The organism is Arthrobacter sp. DMZ02-1R (assembly GCF_057747935.1).
In genome coordinates this window covers 2397179-2414629 of record NZ_CM173230.1, presented here as the reverse complement: position 1 = coordinate 2414629, position 17451 = coordinate 2397179, and the positions used below count along the sequence as shown (strand labels likewise).

Sequence of the window (17451 nt, the reverse complement as noted above, 5' to 3'; positions counted from 1 at the left end):
AGTGCATTGCGCTCCGCACTGACCACGCGGTAATTTCGGGAGCAGTCCAAACCGCTACGCACTCGATGCCGGCCAAAGGGGGATGTGTCAGTGACGTTGAAAGCCTTGTCCGCAGAGGAACGTTCCGATGCCTTGGAAAAGGCCGCCAGGGCCCGGGCAAGACGGGCCCTGGCAAAGGAGCAGCTCAGGACCGGAGAACTCAGCATCGCCCGGCTGATCAAGTCGGCGCAGACTGATGAGGCCTTGGCACGCATGCGTGTTTCCGAGCTTCTGGGGGCAGTTCCGGGTGTTGGTCCGGTCCGGGCCGCGGCCATCATGGCGGAGATCGGGATCGCACCATCACGCAGGGTCCGGGGTCTGGGAATTCATCAGTCCCGGTCGCTGATAGATTTTATGGAAGACAAATACAGCGTTTAAACGAATACAGCGTTTAAGAAGAAATGCAGCGTATAAAGCCTCTCCACGAAGGACGATGTGAGCAAGAATCCGGGACTGACCGTCCTCGCAGGCCCCACTGCCGTTGGCAAGGGAACCGTATCCACGTATATCCGCGACAATTACCCCGAGGTCTGGCTGTCAGTTTCGGCCACCACCCGGGCGCCGCGTCCGGGGGAAACGGACGGTGTTCATTATTTCTTCAAATCCGCCGAGGAATTCGACGCACTTGTTGAAGATGGCCAGTTGCTCGAGTGGGCAGTGGTGCACGGCAAGAATCGCTACGGCACGCTCCGCAGCACGGTCAACGCCGCCATCGCCGAAGGCAAGTCGGTACTGCTGGAGATCGATTTGCAGGGCGCGCGCCAGGTCAAGGCCGCTGTTCCCGACGCGAACTTCGTCTTCCTCGCTCCGCCCAGCTGGGACGAAATGGTCCGCCGCTTGGTAGGACGCGGCACCGAAACCCCCGACGAACAGCGGCGGCGGCTGGAAACCGCTAAACTGGAACTTGCCGCTGAACCGGAGTTTGACCACACCGTCATCAATGACGACGTACGCCGGGCAGCGGACGAGCTCGTTTCACTCATGGGGCTTACCCCGCACCAGCGCTAAGCGCTAGCACTTGTCAGCCCGTTAGAATTTGGAGATTTCGTGTCCACGAACCTTGAAGGCATCATCAACCCGCCGATCGATTCGCTGCTTGCTGCTGCCGATTCGAAGTACGGCCTGGTGATTTTCGGCGCCAAGCGCGCGCGCCAGATCAACGCCTACTACGCCCAGCTGCACGAGGGCCTCTTCGAGTACGTTGGCCCGCTGGTCGACACGAAGTTGAACGAGAAGTCGCTTTCCATCGCCCTGCGCGAGATCAATGAAGGCCTGCTGGTCTCCACCCCGATCGAGCCCGCAGAGTAAAACAGACTGCCTGTTGACGGAGGTCACGTGCGCATAGTCCTCGGAGTCGGGGGAGGGATCGCAGCCTACAAGGTTGCTTCGCTCCTCCGGCTTTTTACTGAAGCCGGGCACAATGTGACGGTGATTCCCACGGAGGCCGCCAGCCGGTTCGTCGGCGTAGCCACCTGGGAGGCGCTCTCGGGCAATCCCGTGAGCAACAGTGTCTTTGACGACGTGGAGAAGGTCAACCACGTCCGGCTTGGTCATGAGGCCGATCTCATAGTGGTTGCCCCGGCAACCGCCGACCTGTTGGCCAAAGCCGCAACCGGCCAAGCCGGGGACCTGCTCACCAACACGCTCCTCATGGCTCATGGCCCCGTGCTTTTTGCCCCCGCAATGCACACCGAAATGTGGCAGAACCAAGCAACCCAGGCCAATGTGGAGACTCTGCGCAGCCGCGGCATCACCGTCCTTGAACCCGCAGTGGGTCGGCTGACCGGCGCGGATTCCGGACCGGGCAGGCTCCCCGAACCGGAGTCCATTTTCGCGGCCGCTCTCGCTTTGGTGGACGTCTCCGCGCATCCCACCCAGCTTGTTGGCACCAAACCTCTCTCCGGGCGAACAATTACGATTTCCGCGGGTGGCACCAGGGAAGCCTTGGATCCGGTCCGTTTCCTCGGGAACAGGTCTTCCGGCAAGCAGGGCGTTGCCCTTGCCGCAGCAGCCCTCGACGCCGGCGCGAATGTGAGATTCCTCGCAGCCCACATGGAAGTGCAGCCTCCCGCCGGCGTTGAGCTGGTCCAGGTTGAATCTGCCTTGGAACTCCGCGACGCCGCGCTGGAAGCCGCCGTTGGCTCCGACGTCGTCATCATGGCGGCAGCAGTCGCCGATTTCCGTCCCGCTGAAGTTTCAGATACCAAAATCAAGAAGAGCGAAGGCGAGGACGCTCCCGTAGTGCGCCTCGTACGGAACCCTGACATCCTGCATGAGCTGGTACAGCGCCGCGACGCCGGATCAACCACACAGTTGATCGTCGGATTCGCAGCCGAAACCGGGGACGAGGACGGCAACGTCCTGGAACACGCCATCGCCAAGCTCAAACGCAAAGGCTGCGATCTTTTGGTGGTCAACCAGGTCGGAGTCGGACGTGTGTTTGGCCAAGACCAGAATTCCGTGATCATTCTGTCCGGCCATGGTGCGGCGCCGCAGTCCGCGGCGGGTTCCAAATCCGACGTCGCCGCCGCCGTCATTGACCGCATCAGTACTGAGTTGAGCCACGTGCACCCGGCCACCTAGGCCTGGACGCAGCTCATTCCTTAGCAATTCATTCCTTAGCACAGGGACATACGGCGGAAGCCGACCGCCCTCAACCGAGTAAGGTAGTCGAGTGACTTTACCGCTGCATCATGAATCCCACGGAACCCCGTCCAAGCTCCGGCTCTTCACCTCGGAGTCGGTTACGGAAGGGCACCCGGACAAGATCTGCGACCAGATCAGCGACGCCATCCTTGACGCGCTTCTGGCAGCAGACCCCGAGTCCCGCGTGGCTGTTGAGACTATGGCCACCACCGGCTTGGTGCACGTGGCTGGCGAAGTCACTACGGATGCATATGTCGAAATTCCGCAGATCGTCCGCGAGACGATCCTCGGAATCGGTTATGACTCTTCCGCCAACGGCTTCGACGGCGCCCGTTGCGGCGTGTCAGTCTCGATCGGCCAGCAGTCCAACGACATCGCCGGCGGCGTCTTCAACTCCCTCGAGGCCCGCGAAGGCCGCCAGGAGGACGACTATGATCTCCAAGGCGCCGGTGACCAGGGCATCATGTTCGGCTACGCGAGTGACGAAACCCCGTCCTACATGCCAACCCCCATTTGGCTGGCCCACCGCCTCTCGGAGCGGCTCACGGAAGTTCGCAAGAGCGGCGAACTGGCCTACCTGCGCCCTGACGGCAAAACCCAGGTAACGGTCGGATACGACCGCGACCGCCCGGTTTCCGTTGAAACTGTGGTCATTTCCAGCCAGCACGCCGAAGGAACCCACCTTGATCGCTTGCGCGCCGATCTGGCGTCGCACGTGATCGATCCCGTCCTGGCAGTGTCCAACCTGGATATCTCCCACGTCGCGAACATCCTGAACCCCGCCGGCGCCTTCGTCATCGGCGGACCTGTCGGTGATGCCGGACTGACCGGCCGCAAGATCATTGTTGACACTTATGGCGGCATGGCCCGCCACGGCGGCGGTGCTTTCTCCGGCAAGGATCCGTCGAAGGTGGACCGTTCGGCCGCCTACGCAATGCGCTGGGTAGCCAAGAACGTCGTGGCCGCAGGGCTGGCGAAGCGCGCTGAAATCCAAATTGCCTACGCGATCGGCCAGGCGCGTCCTGTCGGCACGTACGTCGAAACCTTCGGTACCGAGACTGTTGACCCGGCCAAGATCAGCGAAGCAATTGCGGAGATCTTCGACCTCCGTCCGCGTGCCATCATCGACGCCCTTGACCTCAAGCGTCCCATCTACGCCAAGACGGCAGCGCACGGCCACTTCGGCCGCGACGAGCCCGATTTCACGTGGGAGCGGCTGGACCGGGTGGACGAGTTGAAGGAATATTTCAACGCCTGATCCGGACCGTGTCGGTTAGGGACTGATCCGCCGGGCAAAATTGTCGGTGGTGTCTGCTTGGCTTTTCCCAAGTGTGAAACAGCGGGCCATGTCCTCACGAGCAAGCCCGTCACTCGCATTGAGCCCGTCGCCGGCATCCGGCACTCCAGGGAGGTGAGAAGCATGAGCGATGATTCGCTGCTTCCCTTTGCCATGGCGTTGCCTTCGCCAGCCCGCCAGCCGTCCTTGTTGCAGGGTTTCCCCGCTCGCGGGAGCGACGCCGCCGGGCCAACCCTCGCGGCACGCAATCCGGTGGCACGGATCTTGATCGAATCGCCTCTGCCGCATTTGGACCGGCCTTTTGACTACAGTGTCCCGGTTGAGTTCGAAGACACCGCGTTGGCGGGCGTGCGGGTCAAAGTGCGCTTCAGCGGCCAGGAACTCAACGGCTACGTGCTGGAGCGTGCGGAATCGTCGGAGGCAGGGCATGCGTTAAGCCCGCTGCTCAAGGTGATTTCACCCGTCCAAGTGTTGACGCCGCCTTTGCTGGAGCTTGCCTCCAGCATCGCGGCACGCTACGCCGGGACGCTGAGCGACGTTCTCCGGACAGCCATTCCGCCGCGTGTCGCGGGTCTGGAGAAGCTATTCCTTTCCGGTGCGTCCCTCTTGGAGGATCGAGCCGCGGCTGCCAGCCCCGCCGGGGGCGCCGTATCCCCGGCTCAAGCAACCTGGGCTTCCTACACCAACGGCGCACCGTACCTGCAGCATCTGGCCGGAGGTGGCTCGCCGCGGGCTGTCCTCACCGCAGTGCAGGGCTTTGGAGCCGCCGGCTGGCCCGAACTTGTGGCGTCTGCGGTGGCAGCAGTCCGTTCCTCAGGGCGTGGCGCGATTGTGGTTGTGCCCGACTACCGTGATCTTGACCGAATGGAAGCGGCGCTCGACGCTGTCTTGCCGGTTGGGGAAATCGCGCGGCTGACGGCCGACGACGGTCAGTCCCCGCGGTACCGGAGCTACCTTCGGCTGCTGAGCGGCGCCGCCAAGGTGGCGATCGGTACGCGGTCCGCGGCGTACGCTCCAGTTCAGGACCTTGGACTCGTGGTGTGCTGGGACGACGGCGACGACCTCCATATCGACCAACGCGCTCCTTACGCCCACACCCGCGAAATCCTGCTTTTGCGCTCCGAACAGGAGTCTGCGGCATGCCTCATGGCTGCGCACAGCCGCAGCACCGAGCTTCAGAGACTGGTCGAAGGGGGCTGGGCCGTCCCAGTGGAACCCCCTCGGACCGTGGTCCGCGGCAGCGCGCCCCGCGTTCTCAACACGGCGGACAGTTTCGAGCAGGAGCGGGACCCCCTGGCCAGGATTGCACGCCTGCCCGGCGCCGCGTGGCGGGCCGCCAAAGAAGGACTGGAACGTGGACCTGTCCTGGTGCAGGTGGCCCGGGCCGGCTACGCGCCGTCGTTGGTCTGCGAGGATTGCCGCGAGCCGGCCAGGTGCAACAATTGCCAAGGGCCCCTCGCAATCGCCGGTCAATCGGCCCTGCCACAGTGCCGTTGGTGCTCCACCCCGGCTCCTGAATGGCGTTGCCGCAATTGTGGCGGCGGCCGTCTTCGCAGAGGGGCGGCCGGCGTGCTCCGGACCGCCGAAGAGCTGGGCAGGGCTTTTCCGGGCAAGGCCGTCGTGACTTCTTCAGGAGACCAGGTCAAACCCTCGGTCTCCGACGCCCGTGCGCTGGTGGTGGCCACCGTGGGCGCTGAACCCATCGCACCCGGCGGCTATGCAGCGGCGCTGCTCCTGGATGGCAATTCGCTCCTCCGCCGGGAGAACCTTCGTGCTGGCGAGGACACCGTTCGGCGGTGGTTCAACGCTGCGGCGCTCGTGCGCCCCGCCAGCGAAGGCGGACTCGTCGTCATCACTGCCGACGACACCACAGCGACGGGTGCCCTCCTGCGTTGGGACCCGGCCGGGTACGCCTCCCGGGAGCTGGCACTGCGGCAGGAACTTCAGTTGCCGCCCGCGGTACGGATCGCGTCCGTCACGGGCAAGCGGGCCGACGTCGTGCACTTCACCGAAGTCCTGGCCAAGAACATCCAGTTGCGCACTGCTGGCCCCGCGCCTGTTTCGCTCGCCCCGTCAGCGCAGCGTGCATCAGCGCAAGACGGCGATCCGGACGTCCGGACGCTGCTCTTCATTCCCTACGCCCAAGCGGCCGAAGCCACCCGGGCCATGCGGTCAGTCAAAGCAGCCAGTGCGGCGAAGCGCACCTCGGGACCTGTGCAACTGCGGCTCGACGGCGTGGACGTCCTCTAGCGCTTGCGGCTTCGCATCGCCACGACCTCTTCGGCCACCGCCAGCAATTGACGGGCCGATTGGTCCCAGTTGAAGTCGGCCGCGCGTTCCACTGAACGGCGTGAGCGCCCTTGCCACAACTCCTCGTCTTCAAGGGCCCTGACGGACGCAGCAAATTCGGCGGGCGATTCCGAGTGCACATAGCTCACGGCATCCGCACCGACCTCCCGGAAGATGGGAATGTCGCTGGCTATCACGGGAGTGCCAAGTGCCATGGCCTCAACCAAGGGCAGCCCATAGCCTTCCGCCTTGGATAGGCTGACGAGGGCCGTGGCACGGATCAACAGGGAATCGTATTCGGCATCCGTGACGCCGTTGTGGAATTCGACCCGGGCACCGGGCGGCACCAGGGGCTCGAGCTCGGCACGGCGCTGGGGGGTGATTCTGCTCAGAAGATGCAGCGTGAATCCGGGCAATTCGGACATGCCCTGGATCATTGTCTCCACGTTTTTATATGGCATGAACGAGCCCATGTAAAGCAGGGACTTCTCGGCGCCGCCCTCCGGATCACGCGGCGTCTGACCTGGTTGTGGCGCATTGCCCACGATCCGGACAGGCCGGCGGGTCAAATTGAACTTCGCCATGAGCGACTCAGTGGTGTGACTGATGGTGGCTACGACGTCCGCCCGATTGAGAAGCAGGCGCTGCGGCCAGTAGGCCTTGTGGTAGAGCCTCCACAGCAGCCGTACGGGTGCCGGCAGGAAGCCCGGAGGGGCCGGGTGCTCATAATAGATGAGGTCGTGCAGGGTCAGGACCAGGCCGTACTTCCGGCCCAGGGTTCCCATGGTCTGCATCGGGCAAACCACCACGTCGGCGCCGAGCTTGTTGACTTCGCGCGCCACGAACAGTTCGCGCGGCGACAGCGGGCTGCTGATCAGCACGTAAGGGACGTCCGGAAGGAGCGCCAACTGGCGTTTGTCGCTGATCAGCATGGTGACATCCGCGATCTTGGACGTCGCCGCTATAAGGCTCGAACCGTAGCGGCTGATGCCGTCATGATGGTCCGTGCGGGTGAAGCGGGCGTCGATGACGATTTTCACGCGGGGTGTTCCTCCAGGAAGCTGCGGATGGCGGCGGCGGCCGGCGCCGGTGTCTCGTAATGGATCAAATGCCCGACGTCGGGAATCACTACCAGCGCGCCGTCGGGCAGGAGCTCCAGCAGTTTGTGCTGGTCCCGGAGCAGCGCGATCTCATCCTTTTCGCCGGCCACCAGCAACACCGGGAGGTCCAGTTGGCTGGCGACCTCGGCCACATGGCTGGACACGGAGGCCCGGAAGGACTCCAGAAGGCTGGCACGGTCGGCGAAGGCGGAGAAGTACGCATCGTGCTGCCCATGGACGAAGGCACGGAGTTCCTTGTCGCGGGTCTTGGCCATGGTGGCGCTCATGACGCGAACAATCAGGCGGCTGCGTAAGACGGCGAGCCCCAGCCTGCGCGGGAGCTTGGCAGAGACTTGGTAGTACATGACTGCCAGCTTCGTCATGAGGCCCTTTGGCCCCTCGAGCGCGGGAGCCGCGATGGGATTGACCAGGATCAGTGGACGGATTGCACCTGGGTTCGAGGCGGCGAAGTGGCTGGCGACGATGGAGCCGAAGGAGTGACCGAGCAAAACCGTGTCCGGCCCGAGGCCCAGTGCCGCCATGAAGCCGGTGATGAATTTTCCATAGCGTTCCACCGTGTGGGGGTCTCCGGCAAAAGGTTCCGAACTGCCGAAGCCGGGAAGGTCCGGCATGATGATCCGCATCTCGGGCAAATGGTCGGCCACCCGGAGCAGGCCGTGGTGGTCGCCGCGGAAACCATGGATGACCAGGATGGTTCGCGTGGTCGCAGTCGTGGTGACCGGTTCGTAGCACCAATACGCCACGTTGCTGCCGTCAAGATCGATGTCCGAGGCGCTGGTCCGGGAGGCCAGGGCCTGGCTGAAGAACTCCCGTGGGGAGGCCGGGGTGGGTTCGGGGGAGTGGGTGTCCACTTGTTCCATTCGACGGGTCCTAGTTGACATTGTCCGGGTGTGACCCGGTGCGGTGGTGGCGTTCCAGGGTGGCAAGGCCGTCCATGTCTTCGGCATCAAGCTCGAAGCCGAAGACATTGAAGTTCTCTTGGATGCGTGCCGGAGTGCTCGCTTTGGGAATCACGATGTTCCCCAGCTGGAGGTGCCAGCGGATGATGATTTGTGCGGGCGTCTTGCCATACTTGTCCGCCAGCGCGCGCACGGCTGGATCTTGGAGGACCTGTCCACGCCCCAACGGGCTCCAGGCCTCGGTGCGGATACGCAACTGCTCGTGCAGGGTCCGGAGCCGTGGCTGCTGCAGCCATGGGTGCAGTTCGATCTGGTTCACGGCTGGAACCACTTCGGCTTTCTGCATTAGCGATTCAAGGTGGGCCGGCTGGAAATTGGAAACTCCGATCGCGCGCACGCGGCCTTCACGGTACAGGGTCTCCATGGCCCGGTAGCTCTCCTGGAACAGGCCGCGCTCGGCGCAAGGCCAGTGGATCAGGTACAGATCGACGTAGTCCAGGCCGAGATTGGCCATGGAGTTGTCGAAAGCCCGGAGAGTGGAGTCATAGCCGTGATCGTCATTCCAGAGCTTCGTCGTGACAAAGACGTCTTCGCGCGAAAGCGAGTGCGTGCCTTCGCCGGAGCCTCCGGTGTTGCCATCCACACCGGCAGGGGGTATCACGGCGCTGCCTATGCCGCGGCCTACGCCGGTCTCGTTGCCGTACATTGCGGCGGTGTCGAAGTGCCTGTAGCCGGCGCCTAGCGCGGTGGCGACCACAGAAGTGGCGTCCGCCGGTGGCACCTTGTAGAGCCCGAACCCCAACTGGTCAATCAGGACGCCGTTGTTGAGACTGAGCCTAGGCGAGGGTTTCATAGCCAAGACTCTACCCACCTCGATGCCGGGAATGATTCAGGACCAGCCAAATATTCAGGATGGGCTCCCGAAACTCACCAGGCGCTTTGCGGTGGCCTCGTCCACGATCAGATCCGTAGCCAGCCCGGCCGCCAAGGCACCACGCAGGCCGTTGATCTTGGATGCCCCCGAAACGACGCAGATGCGGCGCCGGACCTGCCTCAGTTGCTCATGGCTTGGGCCGGTGGAACGTTCGTTGAGGGTGATCCCGTCGGAAGAGCCGTCGGCACGGAAGAAGACGGTGGCAACGTCCCCCACGACGTCGGAGCTGGCCAGTAGATTCAAGTCGGTTTCATCGAGGTACCCGCCCGCGTAGACGTGGCTGGGATAGTCCGAATGGACCGACCCGACACCGAAGATCGCGATGCTCATCCTCGCTTGGAGGTCGAGCACGCGTTGGACGCTGCGCTCATTCCACATGGCGGTCTTGGTGGAAGCGTGGTCGAAGAAGGCGGGCACGGGGAACTGTTCCACCCGCGCGCCATAGGCAATGCCGAAACGGCGCATGATGTCACTCGCATAGGTGATGCCGGTAGTCTGCATGTTCCCGGCGCCATTGAGCTGCACGATAGTGCTGCCGTGTGTGATCTTGCGGGTCAGGTGTCTGCTGACGGCGCTGATGGTCGCACCCCAGGCCACGCCGATAATGGCGTTGGAATCGACAAGTGGACCGATCGTGCGTGCTGCCTGCATCGCCACCCGGTCGAGGGTTTCCGCCTCGTTCAAAGTGTCCAGGACAGGTACCACGTGCACGTCCACGCCGTAGTGGCTGCGGATCATCCGTTCCAGTTCGGGGGCGGAGTCAAGTGGACTCCGGATTTGGATCTGCACCAGTCCCGACTCGCGGGCCGAGGACAACAACCGGGAAACCGTTGAACGTGAAGTCCTAAGTTCGCGGGCGATGGCGTCCATCGTGAGGTCCTGGAGGTAGTACATCTGCGCTGCCCGGAGGGCCTCTGAATGTCGTACGCGTGGCATGTGGGTTCCGTTCTGCACGTTTGTGCAAATAGCTTGATTTCATTTTCCACTCTTTCGAAGAATAGTTGTGCAAGGTGCGCCGTCAAGTGATGCAGCGCTCATACCAAAGCCCAAGGGAGCAGTTTTGGGACACACCAGCATTTCCGGTTCCGCGGCAGGATCACCACATCGAACCTCCGCTTCGGCACTTCGCGAACGGCCGAAAGCCCAAGTGCTGATCATCGGAGGCGGCATCAACGGCGTCGGCACTTTCCGTGATCTGGCGCTGCAGGGAGTGGATGTGGCACTCGTGGAGCGTGGTGACTACTGCCAGGGTGCCAGCGGGGCTTCGTCCCACATGATCCACGGCGGTATCCGCTACCTCGAGAATGGGGAATTCCGCCTCGTGCAGGAATCCGTGGTCGAGCGCAACCGCCTCCTGAAGATCGCCCCGCACTACGTGAAGCCGTTGCAGACAACCATCCCCATCTTCAGCACTTTTTCCGGGATACTGTCCGCCCCCACACGCTTCCTCACGCACAAGCAAGGAAAGCCGACGGAACGTGGCGCCTTCCTCATCAAGCTCGGACTGAGCATGTACGACTTCTTTTCCCGCGACGGCGGCAGCGTGCCGCGCCATCAGTTCCGCGGGAGGAAAAAGGCGCTGGCCGAGTTGCCGCGGCTGCACCCGGGCATCAAATACGCAGCCACCTACTTTGACGCCTCCGTGCACAATCCGGAGCGACTGACGCTCGATGTGCTCCAGGACGGCGAGAAAGCAGGCATCGGAAGTGACCTGCCCGGTGGCAGCGCCCGCGCCAGCAACTACGTCTCGCTCGTCTCGATGGACTCTGTCTCGATGGACTCCGCCGCCGGCACGGCCGGCGCCGTTTTGCTGCGCGATGAACTAACTGGCGAAGAATTCAGCTTCCAGGCCGACGTGATCGTCAACACCACCGGCGCCTGGGTTGACCTCACCAACAAGGCAATGGGTGCCGCGAGCCGTTTCATGGGCGGAACCAAGGGTTCCCATATTGTCCTGGACCACCCGGAATTGCTCGCAGCGTGCGGCGGCCGCGAAATTTTCTTCGAACACACGGACGGGCGGATCGTCCTGATCTATCCGATGGGTGACCGCGTCCTGGTGGGCACCACCGACGTCGACGCCGACATGGCCCAGGACGCCGTGTGCACCGAAACCGAGATTGACTACTTCTTCGACCTCGTGGGGCACGTATTTCCATCCATCACGGTGGACCGCAGCCACATCGTCTACAGCTTCGCCGGGGTCCGCCCGCTACCGCGCCATGATGATACCCAGCCGGGCTTCGTGTCACGCGATTACCGCATCGAACGTAGAGAGCGCCTGGCCTCCGGCGTTGCGATCGCCCAAGGCGGCAAGGCCGCCGTCGTCCTCTCACTGATCGGCGGAAAATGGACCACCTTCCGCGCCCTCGCCGAACACCTGAGTAACGACGTCCTCCGTGAGCTGGGCATGGAACGCAAGGTGTCGACGGCGAAGCTCGCCATCGGCGGCGGCTCCGGCTTCCCGGACAGCGAGGACGGCATCCAGGACTGGGTCAAGAAGCACATGGCTCCCGGCCTCGACGCCGATCGCGTCAGCGGCCTGCTGACCCGCTACGGTACCCGCGCCGAGGAGGTCATCGCGTTCCTCAAGGCGGGCGAGGACCGGAAACTGCGTTCCACGAACGAGCTCAGCGTCCGGGAGTTGGAATTCATGGCCGCCAACGAAAAGATCGGGCACCTCGTGGATGTCCTCATTCGCCGCACCTCGCTGGCCTTCCGCGGCCTCGTGACAGGGGAGCTGCTCAACGAAATCGCCGAGGTCCTTTCCGGGCCGCTTGGCTGGGATCCAACGCAGCGTGACGCGGAAATCCAACACGCACAGGAGGTGCTTCTACGTTTTCATGGCGTGACTGTTCACAGCCTCGTCGCTTGAACGTAATGTACGTCACATCAGCTTGATTGTCCCGGCCATGAAGCCGCGACACAAGGGTTGCGGTGCTCCGCTCGGCCAGGGATCACCGCAACCGGGACGGCACTAACGGACGCCGGACCAACGGCCCCCAACAAATCTGCGGGGGCTGACAACAGAAGAAAATGAGGAGTCAAAGATGTCTCTCGGAATTGTTTTCCTTTCCGAAGTGTTCGGAACCGGAATGCTTACCCTGCTCGGTTGTGGCGTTGTGGCAAACGTCGCGCTGAAAGGCACAAAAGGTAACAACGGCGGGTTCCTGATGGTGAATTTTGGCTGGGGCATCGCTGTATTTGCCGGCGTGTACGTGGCGGCAATGTCCGGCGCGCACCTGAATCCGGCCGTCACGCTTGGCCTCTTGGTTGACGGCAAGGCCGAGTTCGCCCCAGGGGTAGCCGTGAGCGCGGCATCCACGTTCACCTACTTCGGCGGAGAACTGACCGGCGCCTTCCTCGGCGCCATCTTCGCGTGGCTCGCCCACAAGCAGCACTTCGACGCCGAGCCGCTGGCAGCGAGCAAACTCGCGGTGTTCTCCACGGGTCCGGCGATCCGCTCATACCCCTGGAACCTCGTAACAGAAATCATCGGCACTTTTGTGCTTGTCTTCGTGATCCTGACATTCGGCGGCACTCCGTCCGGCCTCGGACCGCTCGCAGTGGCACTGCTCGTCGTGGGTATCGGCGCGTCCCTTGGAGGGCCCACGGGCTATGCCATCAACCCGGCCCGTGACCTCGGTCCACGCATCGCCCACGCCATTCTGCCAATCAAGGGCAAGGGCTCCAGCGACTGGGCATACTCGTGGGTTCCCGTGGTCGGACCGCTCCTGGGCGGAACCATCGCGGGCCTGGTTGCCCACTCAGTGCCGATTATGGCAACCATCGCCAAGTAGTACTCCGCTCAACACCTATCCCGCATCCACACCAAGCAATCAGACAAGGACGTCAAAATGTCGCAATACGTCATCGCCATTGACCAGGGAACCACCAGCTCGCGCGCTATCGTTTTCGACCACTCGGGAAACATCGTTTCCTCCGGCCAGATGGAACACGAACAGATCTTCCCCCAGGCCGGATGGGTGGAGCACAACCCAGTCGAAATCTGGGACAACACCCGTGAGGTCATTGGCTCGGCGCTCTCCAAGGCGAACCTGACCCGGCACGACATCGCCGCCGTCGGCATCACGAACCAGCGCGAGACCACCGTCGTGTGGGACAAGAACACGGGCGAACCCATCTACAACGCGATCGTCTGGCAGGACACCCGCACACAGCCAATCGTGGACGAGCTTGCCCAGGACGGCGGACCCGAGCGCTTCAAGCAGAAGGTCGGTTTGCCCTTGGCAACCTACTTCTCCGGTACCAAGATCAAGTGGATCCTGGACAACGTTGAAGGTGCGCGGGCCAAGGCTGAAGCCGGGGACCTCATCTTCGGCAACACTGACTGCTGGGTCCTGTGGAACCTGACAGGCGGCGTCGACGGCGGCGTGCACGCCACGGACGTCACCAACGCCTCGCGCACCTTGTTCATGGACCTCGACACCTTGCAGTGGGACCAGGACATCCTGGACGTCTTCGGCGTGCCGGCGTCGATGATGCCTGCCATCAAGTCCTCTTCCGAGGTCTACGGCACCGTGCACACGTCCCAACTGCTGCGCGAAGTGCCCGTCGCGGGCATCCTCGGTGACCAGCAAGCGGCAACCTTTGGCCAGGCGGCGTTCCAGGCCGGCGAAGCCAAGAACACCTATGGCACCGGCTGCTTCCTGATCTTCAACACGGGCGAGGAGATCGTCCACTCGAAGAACGGCCTCCTGACCACGTTGGGCTACAAGCTGGGCGATGCCAAACCGCACTACGCACTGGAAGGTTCCATCGCCGTAACCGGTTCACTGATCCAGTGGCTGCGCGACAACCTTGGCATAATCAGCTCCGCTCCCGAGGTGGAGACCCTGGCGGCCGGGGTCGAGGACAACGGCGGCGTGTACATTGTTCCGGCATTCTCCGGCCTGTTCGCCCCGTATTGGCGCGCCGACGCCCGCGGAGCCATCGTGGGACTGACCCGTTTCGCCAACAAGGGCCATATCGCCCGCGCAGCGCTGGAGGCCACCGCGTTCCAGACCCGCGAAGTGCTCGACGCCGTCAACGCGGACTCGGGCGTTCCACTGACCGAGTTGAAGGTCGACGGCGGCATGGTCGCCAATGAGGCGCTCATGCAGTTCCAGGCGGACATCCTGGGCGTCCCCGTGGTCCGTCCGAAGGTCGTGGAGACCACAGCCCTGGGTGCTGCCTACGCCGCCGGCCTCGCGGTCGGTTTCTGGAAGGACCTCGGCGAACTCAGCGCCAACTGGGGCGAGGACAAGCGCTGGGAGCCGCAGCTTCCGGCCGAAGAGCAGGAGCGCCAAATGCGCCTGTGGAAGAAGGCAGTGACCAAGTCCATGGATTGGGTAGACGAGGACGTTAAATAGGCCTCCTTAAGAGAGGTTCCGGGGACTCCCGCCCGCCCGCTTCGCGGTGCCCACCACACCATGGCGGGGAGTCCCCGGAACCTCAATCGGCGCTGCTGGGCTTCTCGAACCCGCGCCAAGGACTTGGTGCGGTAAGGTGGCTTTATGCGTGCGATCCTTCTGCTTAGCTAGCCGCCCGGTAAACGTCGATTCTAAGACAACGCGAACCGAGCGGCCGCCCCTCCTTGCCGAGGGGCTTTTGTGTGTCCGGGACCTTCCGGGGCCCGGAGCAGAAGGCAAAACCGTCATGGAAGAACAGAAGAGGGCAGCAGTGAGCGTTCAGCCGGAGACAGAAACCGGAGCACAGTCAACAGTGGCAGGCGAGACGCCCGAGGAGGGTGTCTACAGCTTCGCCTCGATGGAGGCCAAGTGGCCGCAGGTCTGGGAAGACCTCAAAGTCTTCACCCCTGTTGATGACGGATCCCGTGAGCGGCGCTATGTCCTGGACATGTTCCCCTACCCTTCAGGCGACCTCCACATGGGCCATGCCGAGGCTTTCGCCATGGGCGACGTGGTGGCACGCTACCTCCGGCAGAAGGGCTTCGACGTCCTGCACCCCATCGGCTGGGACTCCTTCGGCCTGCCGGCAGAGAACGCCGCCATCAAGCGCAATGCCCACCCCAGCGAGTGGACCTATGCCAACATCGATACCCAGGCTGCATCGTTCAAGCGTTACGCCATCTCTGCCGATTGGTCCCGCCGGCTGCACACGTCGGACCCGGAGTACTATCGCTGGACACAGTGGCTGTTCAAGCGTTTCTACGAGCGCGGTCTGGCCTACCGCAAGGATTCCCCGGTCAACTGGTGCCCAAAGGACCTGACCGTCCTGGCCAACGAACAAGTGGTCAACGGCGCTTGCGAACGCTGCGGAACTCCCGTGACCAAGAAGTCCCTCAACCAGTGGTATTTCAGGATCACTGAATACGCTGACCGCTTGCTGGATGACATGTCCGAGCTCCAGGGGCACTGGCCCGAGCGAGTGCTGGCAATGCAGCGCAACTGGATCGGTCGCTCCGAGGGTGCACACGTGCGATTCGCCATCGAATCCACGGACGGCCGCGCCGAGCGCGAGGTCACTGTCTTCACCACCCGCCCGGACACCCTGTATGGGGCAACGTTCTTCGTTGTCGCCGCAGACGCTCACCTGGCGCTGGACCTGGTCACACCCGAACACCACGACGCCCTCATGGCCTACCGCGAAAAGGTCAAGGCCCTGTCGGACATTGAGCGCCAGTCCACTGAGCGCGAGAAGACCGGCGTGTTCACTGGCCGCTACGCGATCAACCCCCTCAACGGCGAAAAGCTGCCCGTCTGGGCCGCCGACTATGTGCTTGCCGACTACGGCACGGGCGCCATCATGGCAGTCCCTGCCCACGACCAGCGCGACCTCGATTTCGCGCGGGCCTTTGACCTGCCAGTGCGTCCGGTGCTGAACACGGGTGGGGAAGACCCCGCGGAAACCGGTATTGCGACCGCCGGCGAAGGCACCCTGATGAACTCCGGCGAACTGGACGGGCTGTCCAAGGCCGAGGCCATCCCGGCGGCCATCGACATCCTGGAGAAGCTGGGCACGGGGGAGAAGTTCGTCAACTTCCGCCTGCGCGACTGGCTCCTGAGCCGGCAGCGATTCTGGGGTACTCCGATTCCCATCATCCACTGCGCCGAATGTGGCGAGGTGCCGGTACCGGACGATCAACTGCCTGTGACCCTGCCTGAAGACCTGCGCGGAGAAGCGCTGTCGCCGAGAGGCACGTCTCCTCTCGCCGCGGCATTGGAATGGGTCAACGTCGAATGCCCCAACTGCGGACGGGCCGCCCAGCGGGACACGGACACCATGGACACGTTCGTTGACTCGTCCTGGTACTTCTTGCGCTTCGTCTCCCCGCATTACACCGAGGGCCCTTTTGATCCGGCCAAGATCAATGACTGGATGCCCGTCGGGCAGTATGTGGGCGGCGTGGAGCACGCCATCCTGCACCTGCTCTACGCCCGCTTCTTCACCAAGGTCATCCACGACATGGGCCTGCTTGCAGCGGACGAACCCTTCAGCGCCCTGCTCAACCAGGGACAGGTCCTCAACGGCGGCAAGGCCATGAGCAAGTCCCTCGGCAATGGCGTGGATCTTGGCGAGCAGCTGGACAAGTTCGGCGTCGACGCCGTTCGCCTGACCATGGTCTTCGCGTCTCCGCCCGAGGACGACGTCGACTGGGCCGACGTCTCGCCGTCGGGCTCGGCGAAGTTCCTTGCCCGCGCCTGGCGCCTTGGCCAGGACGTCACGAGCGAACCGGGTGTCGATGTCTCCACCGGTGACCGCGCCCTCCGCACCGTCACCCACCGGACCATCGCCGACGCCGCAGAGCTGTTGGACAACAACAAGTTCAACGTCGTGGTGGCCAAGCTGATGGAACTGGTCAATGCGACCCGTAAGACCATCGATTCCGGTGCCGGTGGGGCAGATCCCGCCGTCCGCGAAGCCGCCGAGGCCGTAGCGATCATCCTGAGCCTCTTCGCGCCGTACACGGCCGAGGACCTGTGGAACCAGTTGGGCCACCCGGCCTCCGTGGCGAATGCTGGCTGGCCGTCCCACGATGCGTCCCTCCTTGTCCAGGACACCGTGACGGCTGTCGTGCAGGTTCAAGGAAAGGTCCGCGACCGCCTCGAGGTGTCGCCTGACATCAGCGAGGACGCGCTTCGCGAGCTCGCCTTGGCGAGCGAAAACGTGCAGCGGGCACTCGATGGCCGTGGCATCCGCACGGTGATCGTGCGCGCGCCTAAACTGGTCAACATCGTCCCGGCCTAGCCGGGAATACGGCCG

Annotated in this window: 14 protein-coding genes; 10 read left to right on the top strand and 4 right to left on the bottom strand. The window is 63.5% G+C overall.

What is annotated here, in order from left to right; translation table 11 throughout:
- The first annotated feature begins 90 nt into the window (after positions 1 to 90).
- The 6 genes from mihF (at position 91) to AC3ANQ_RS11730 (ending at position 6232) form a co-directional block, all read left to right on the top strand.
- Positions 91 to 417 carry an integration host factor, actinobacterial type gene (gene mihF, locus AC3ANQ_RS11755; protein WP_268021647.1) on the top strand — a complete coding sequence of 109 codons (327 nt, stop codon included), beginning with the start codon at positions 91 to 93 and terminating at the stop codon, positions 415 to 417.
- A gap of 57 nt (positions 418 to 474) precedes the next feature.
- Positions 475 to 1047 carry a guanylate kinase gene (gmk, locus tag AC3ANQ_RS11750; protein ID WP_488305206.1) on the top strand — a complete coding sequence of 191 codons (573 nt, stop codon included), beginning with the start codon at positions 475 to 477 and terminating at the stop codon, positions 1045 to 1047.
- A gap of 39 nt (positions 1048 to 1086) precedes the next feature.
- Entirely contained in the window at positions 1087 to 1347 is a 261-nt protein-coding gene (gene rpoZ, locus AC3ANQ_RS11745; protein WP_078109003.1) for a DNA-directed RNA polymerase subunit omega, read from the top strand.
- Between the two features lie 27 nt (positions 1348 to 1374).
- Positions 1375 to 2622 (top strand): bifunctional phosphopantothenoylcysteine decarboxylase/phosphopantothenate--cysteine ligase CoaBC, encoded by a 1248-nt coding sequence (coaBC, locus tag AC3ANQ_RS11740; protein ID WP_488305205.1) that lies wholly within the window; start codon positions 1375 to 1377, stop codon positions 2620 to 2622.
- 91 nt (positions 2623 to 2713) lie between these two features.
- Positions 2714 to 3943, top strand: a complete 1230-nt coding sequence (gene metK, locus AC3ANQ_RS11735; protein ID WP_488305204.1) for a methionine adenosyltransferase — start codon at positions 2714 to 2716, stop codon at positions 3941 to 3943.
- A gap of 162 nt (positions 3944 to 4105) precedes the next feature.
- Positions 4106 to 6232 (top strand): primosomal protein N', encoded by a 2127-nt coding sequence (locus AC3ANQ_RS11730; RefSeq protein WP_488305203.1) that lies wholly within the window; start codon positions 4106 to 4108, stop codon positions 6230 to 6232.
- Here the strand turns inward: AC3ANQ_RS11730 and AC3ANQ_RS11725 are convergent.
- Genes AC3ANQ_RS11725 through AC3ANQ_RS11710 form a run of 4 tightly spaced genes read right to left on the bottom strand, consistent with a single transcriptional unit; the run spans position 6229 to position 10161 of the window.
- Positions 6229 to 7311: a glycosyltransferase family 4 protein gene (locus AC3ANQ_RS11725; protein ID WP_488305202.1), complete on the bottom strand. Its 1083-nt coding sequence runs from the start codon at positions 7309 to 7311 to the stop codon at positions 6229 to 6231. The genes AC3ANQ_RS11730 and AC3ANQ_RS11725 overlap by 4 nt on opposite strands.
- Positions 7308 to 8252, bottom strand: coding sequence for an alpha/beta fold hydrolase (locus AC3ANQ_RS11720; protein WP_488305201.1), 945 nt, complete (start codon positions 8250 to 8252; stop codon positions 7308 to 7310). The genes AC3ANQ_RS11725 and AC3ANQ_RS11720 overlap by 4 nt, the downstream gene beginning before the upstream one ends.
- Positions 8253 to 8262: 10 nt before the next feature.
- Positions 8263 to 9144: an aldo/keto reductase gene (locus AC3ANQ_RS11715; protein ID WP_488305200.1), complete on the bottom strand. Its 882-nt coding sequence runs from the start codon at positions 9142 to 9144 to the stop codon at positions 8263 to 8265.
- Positions 9145 to 9198: 54 nt separating this feature from the next.
- On the bottom strand, positions 9199 to 10161 hold the full coding sequence (locus AC3ANQ_RS11710) for a sugar-binding transcriptional regulator (protein ID WP_488305199.1): 963 nt from the start codon (positions 10159 to 10161) through the stop codon (positions 9199 to 9201).
- A 124-nt stretch (positions 10162 to 10285) separates the two neighbouring features.
- Here AC3ANQ_RS11710 and AC3ANQ_RS11705 point away from each other — a divergent pair, with 124 nt between their 5' ends.
- From AC3ANQ_RS11705 to leuS, 4 genes are all read left to right on the top strand, one after another.
- Positions 10286 to 12100, top strand: a complete 1815-nt coding sequence (locus AC3ANQ_RS11705) for a glycerol-3-phosphate dehydrogenase/oxidase (protein WP_488305198.1) — start codon at positions 10286 to 10288, stop codon at positions 12098 to 12100.
- Positions 12101 to 12275: 175 nt separating this feature from the next.
- Positions 12276 to 13025, top strand: coding sequence for an MIP/aquaporin family protein (locus AC3ANQ_RS11700; protein WP_184735076.1), 750 nt, complete (start codon positions 12276 to 12278; stop codon positions 13023 to 13025).
- A gap of 57 nt (positions 13026 to 13082) precedes the next feature.
- Positions 13083 to 14597 carry a glycerol kinase GlpK gene (glpK, locus tag AC3ANQ_RS11695; protein ID WP_488305197.1) on the top strand — a complete coding sequence of 505 codons (1515 nt, stop codon included), beginning with the start codon at positions 13083 to 13085 and terminating at the stop codon, positions 14595 to 14597.
- 310 nt (positions 14598 to 14907) lie between these two features.
- Positions 14908 to 17436 (top strand): leucine--tRNA ligase, encoded by a 2529-nt coding sequence (leuS, locus tag AC3ANQ_RS11690; protein ID WP_488305311.1) that lies wholly within the window; start codon positions 14908 to 14910, stop codon positions 17434 to 17436.
- Positions 17437 to 17451: the final 15 nt, after the last annotated feature.

Excerpts from the sequence above, each read along its gene's own strand:
- AC3ANQ_RS11730 (WP_488305203.1), top strand. The coding sequence starts at position 4,106 with ATGAGCGATGATTCGCTGCTTCCCTTTGCCATGGCGTTGCCTTCGCCA.
- AC3ANQ_RS11720 (WP_488305201.1), bottom strand. The coding sequence starts at position 8,252 with ATGGAACAAGTGGACACCCACTCCCCCGAACCCACCCCGGCCTCCCCA.
- AC3ANQ_RS11715 (WP_488305200.1), bottom strand. The coding sequence starts at position 9,144 with ATGAAACCCTCGCCTAGGCTCAGTCTCAACAACGGCGTCCTGATTGAC.
- AC3ANQ_RS11710 (WP_488305199.1), bottom strand. The coding sequence starts at position 10,161 with ATGCCACGCGTACGACATTCAGAGGCCCTCCGGGCAGCGCAGATGTAC.
- AC3ANQ_RS11700 (WP_184735076.1), top strand. The coding sequence starts at position 12,276 with ATGTCTCTCGGAATTGTTTTCCTTTCCGAAGTGTTCGGAACCGGAATG.
- glpK (WP_488305197.1), top strand. The coding sequence starts at position 13,083 with ATGTCGCAATACGTCATCGCCATTGACCAGGGAACCACCAGCTCGCGC.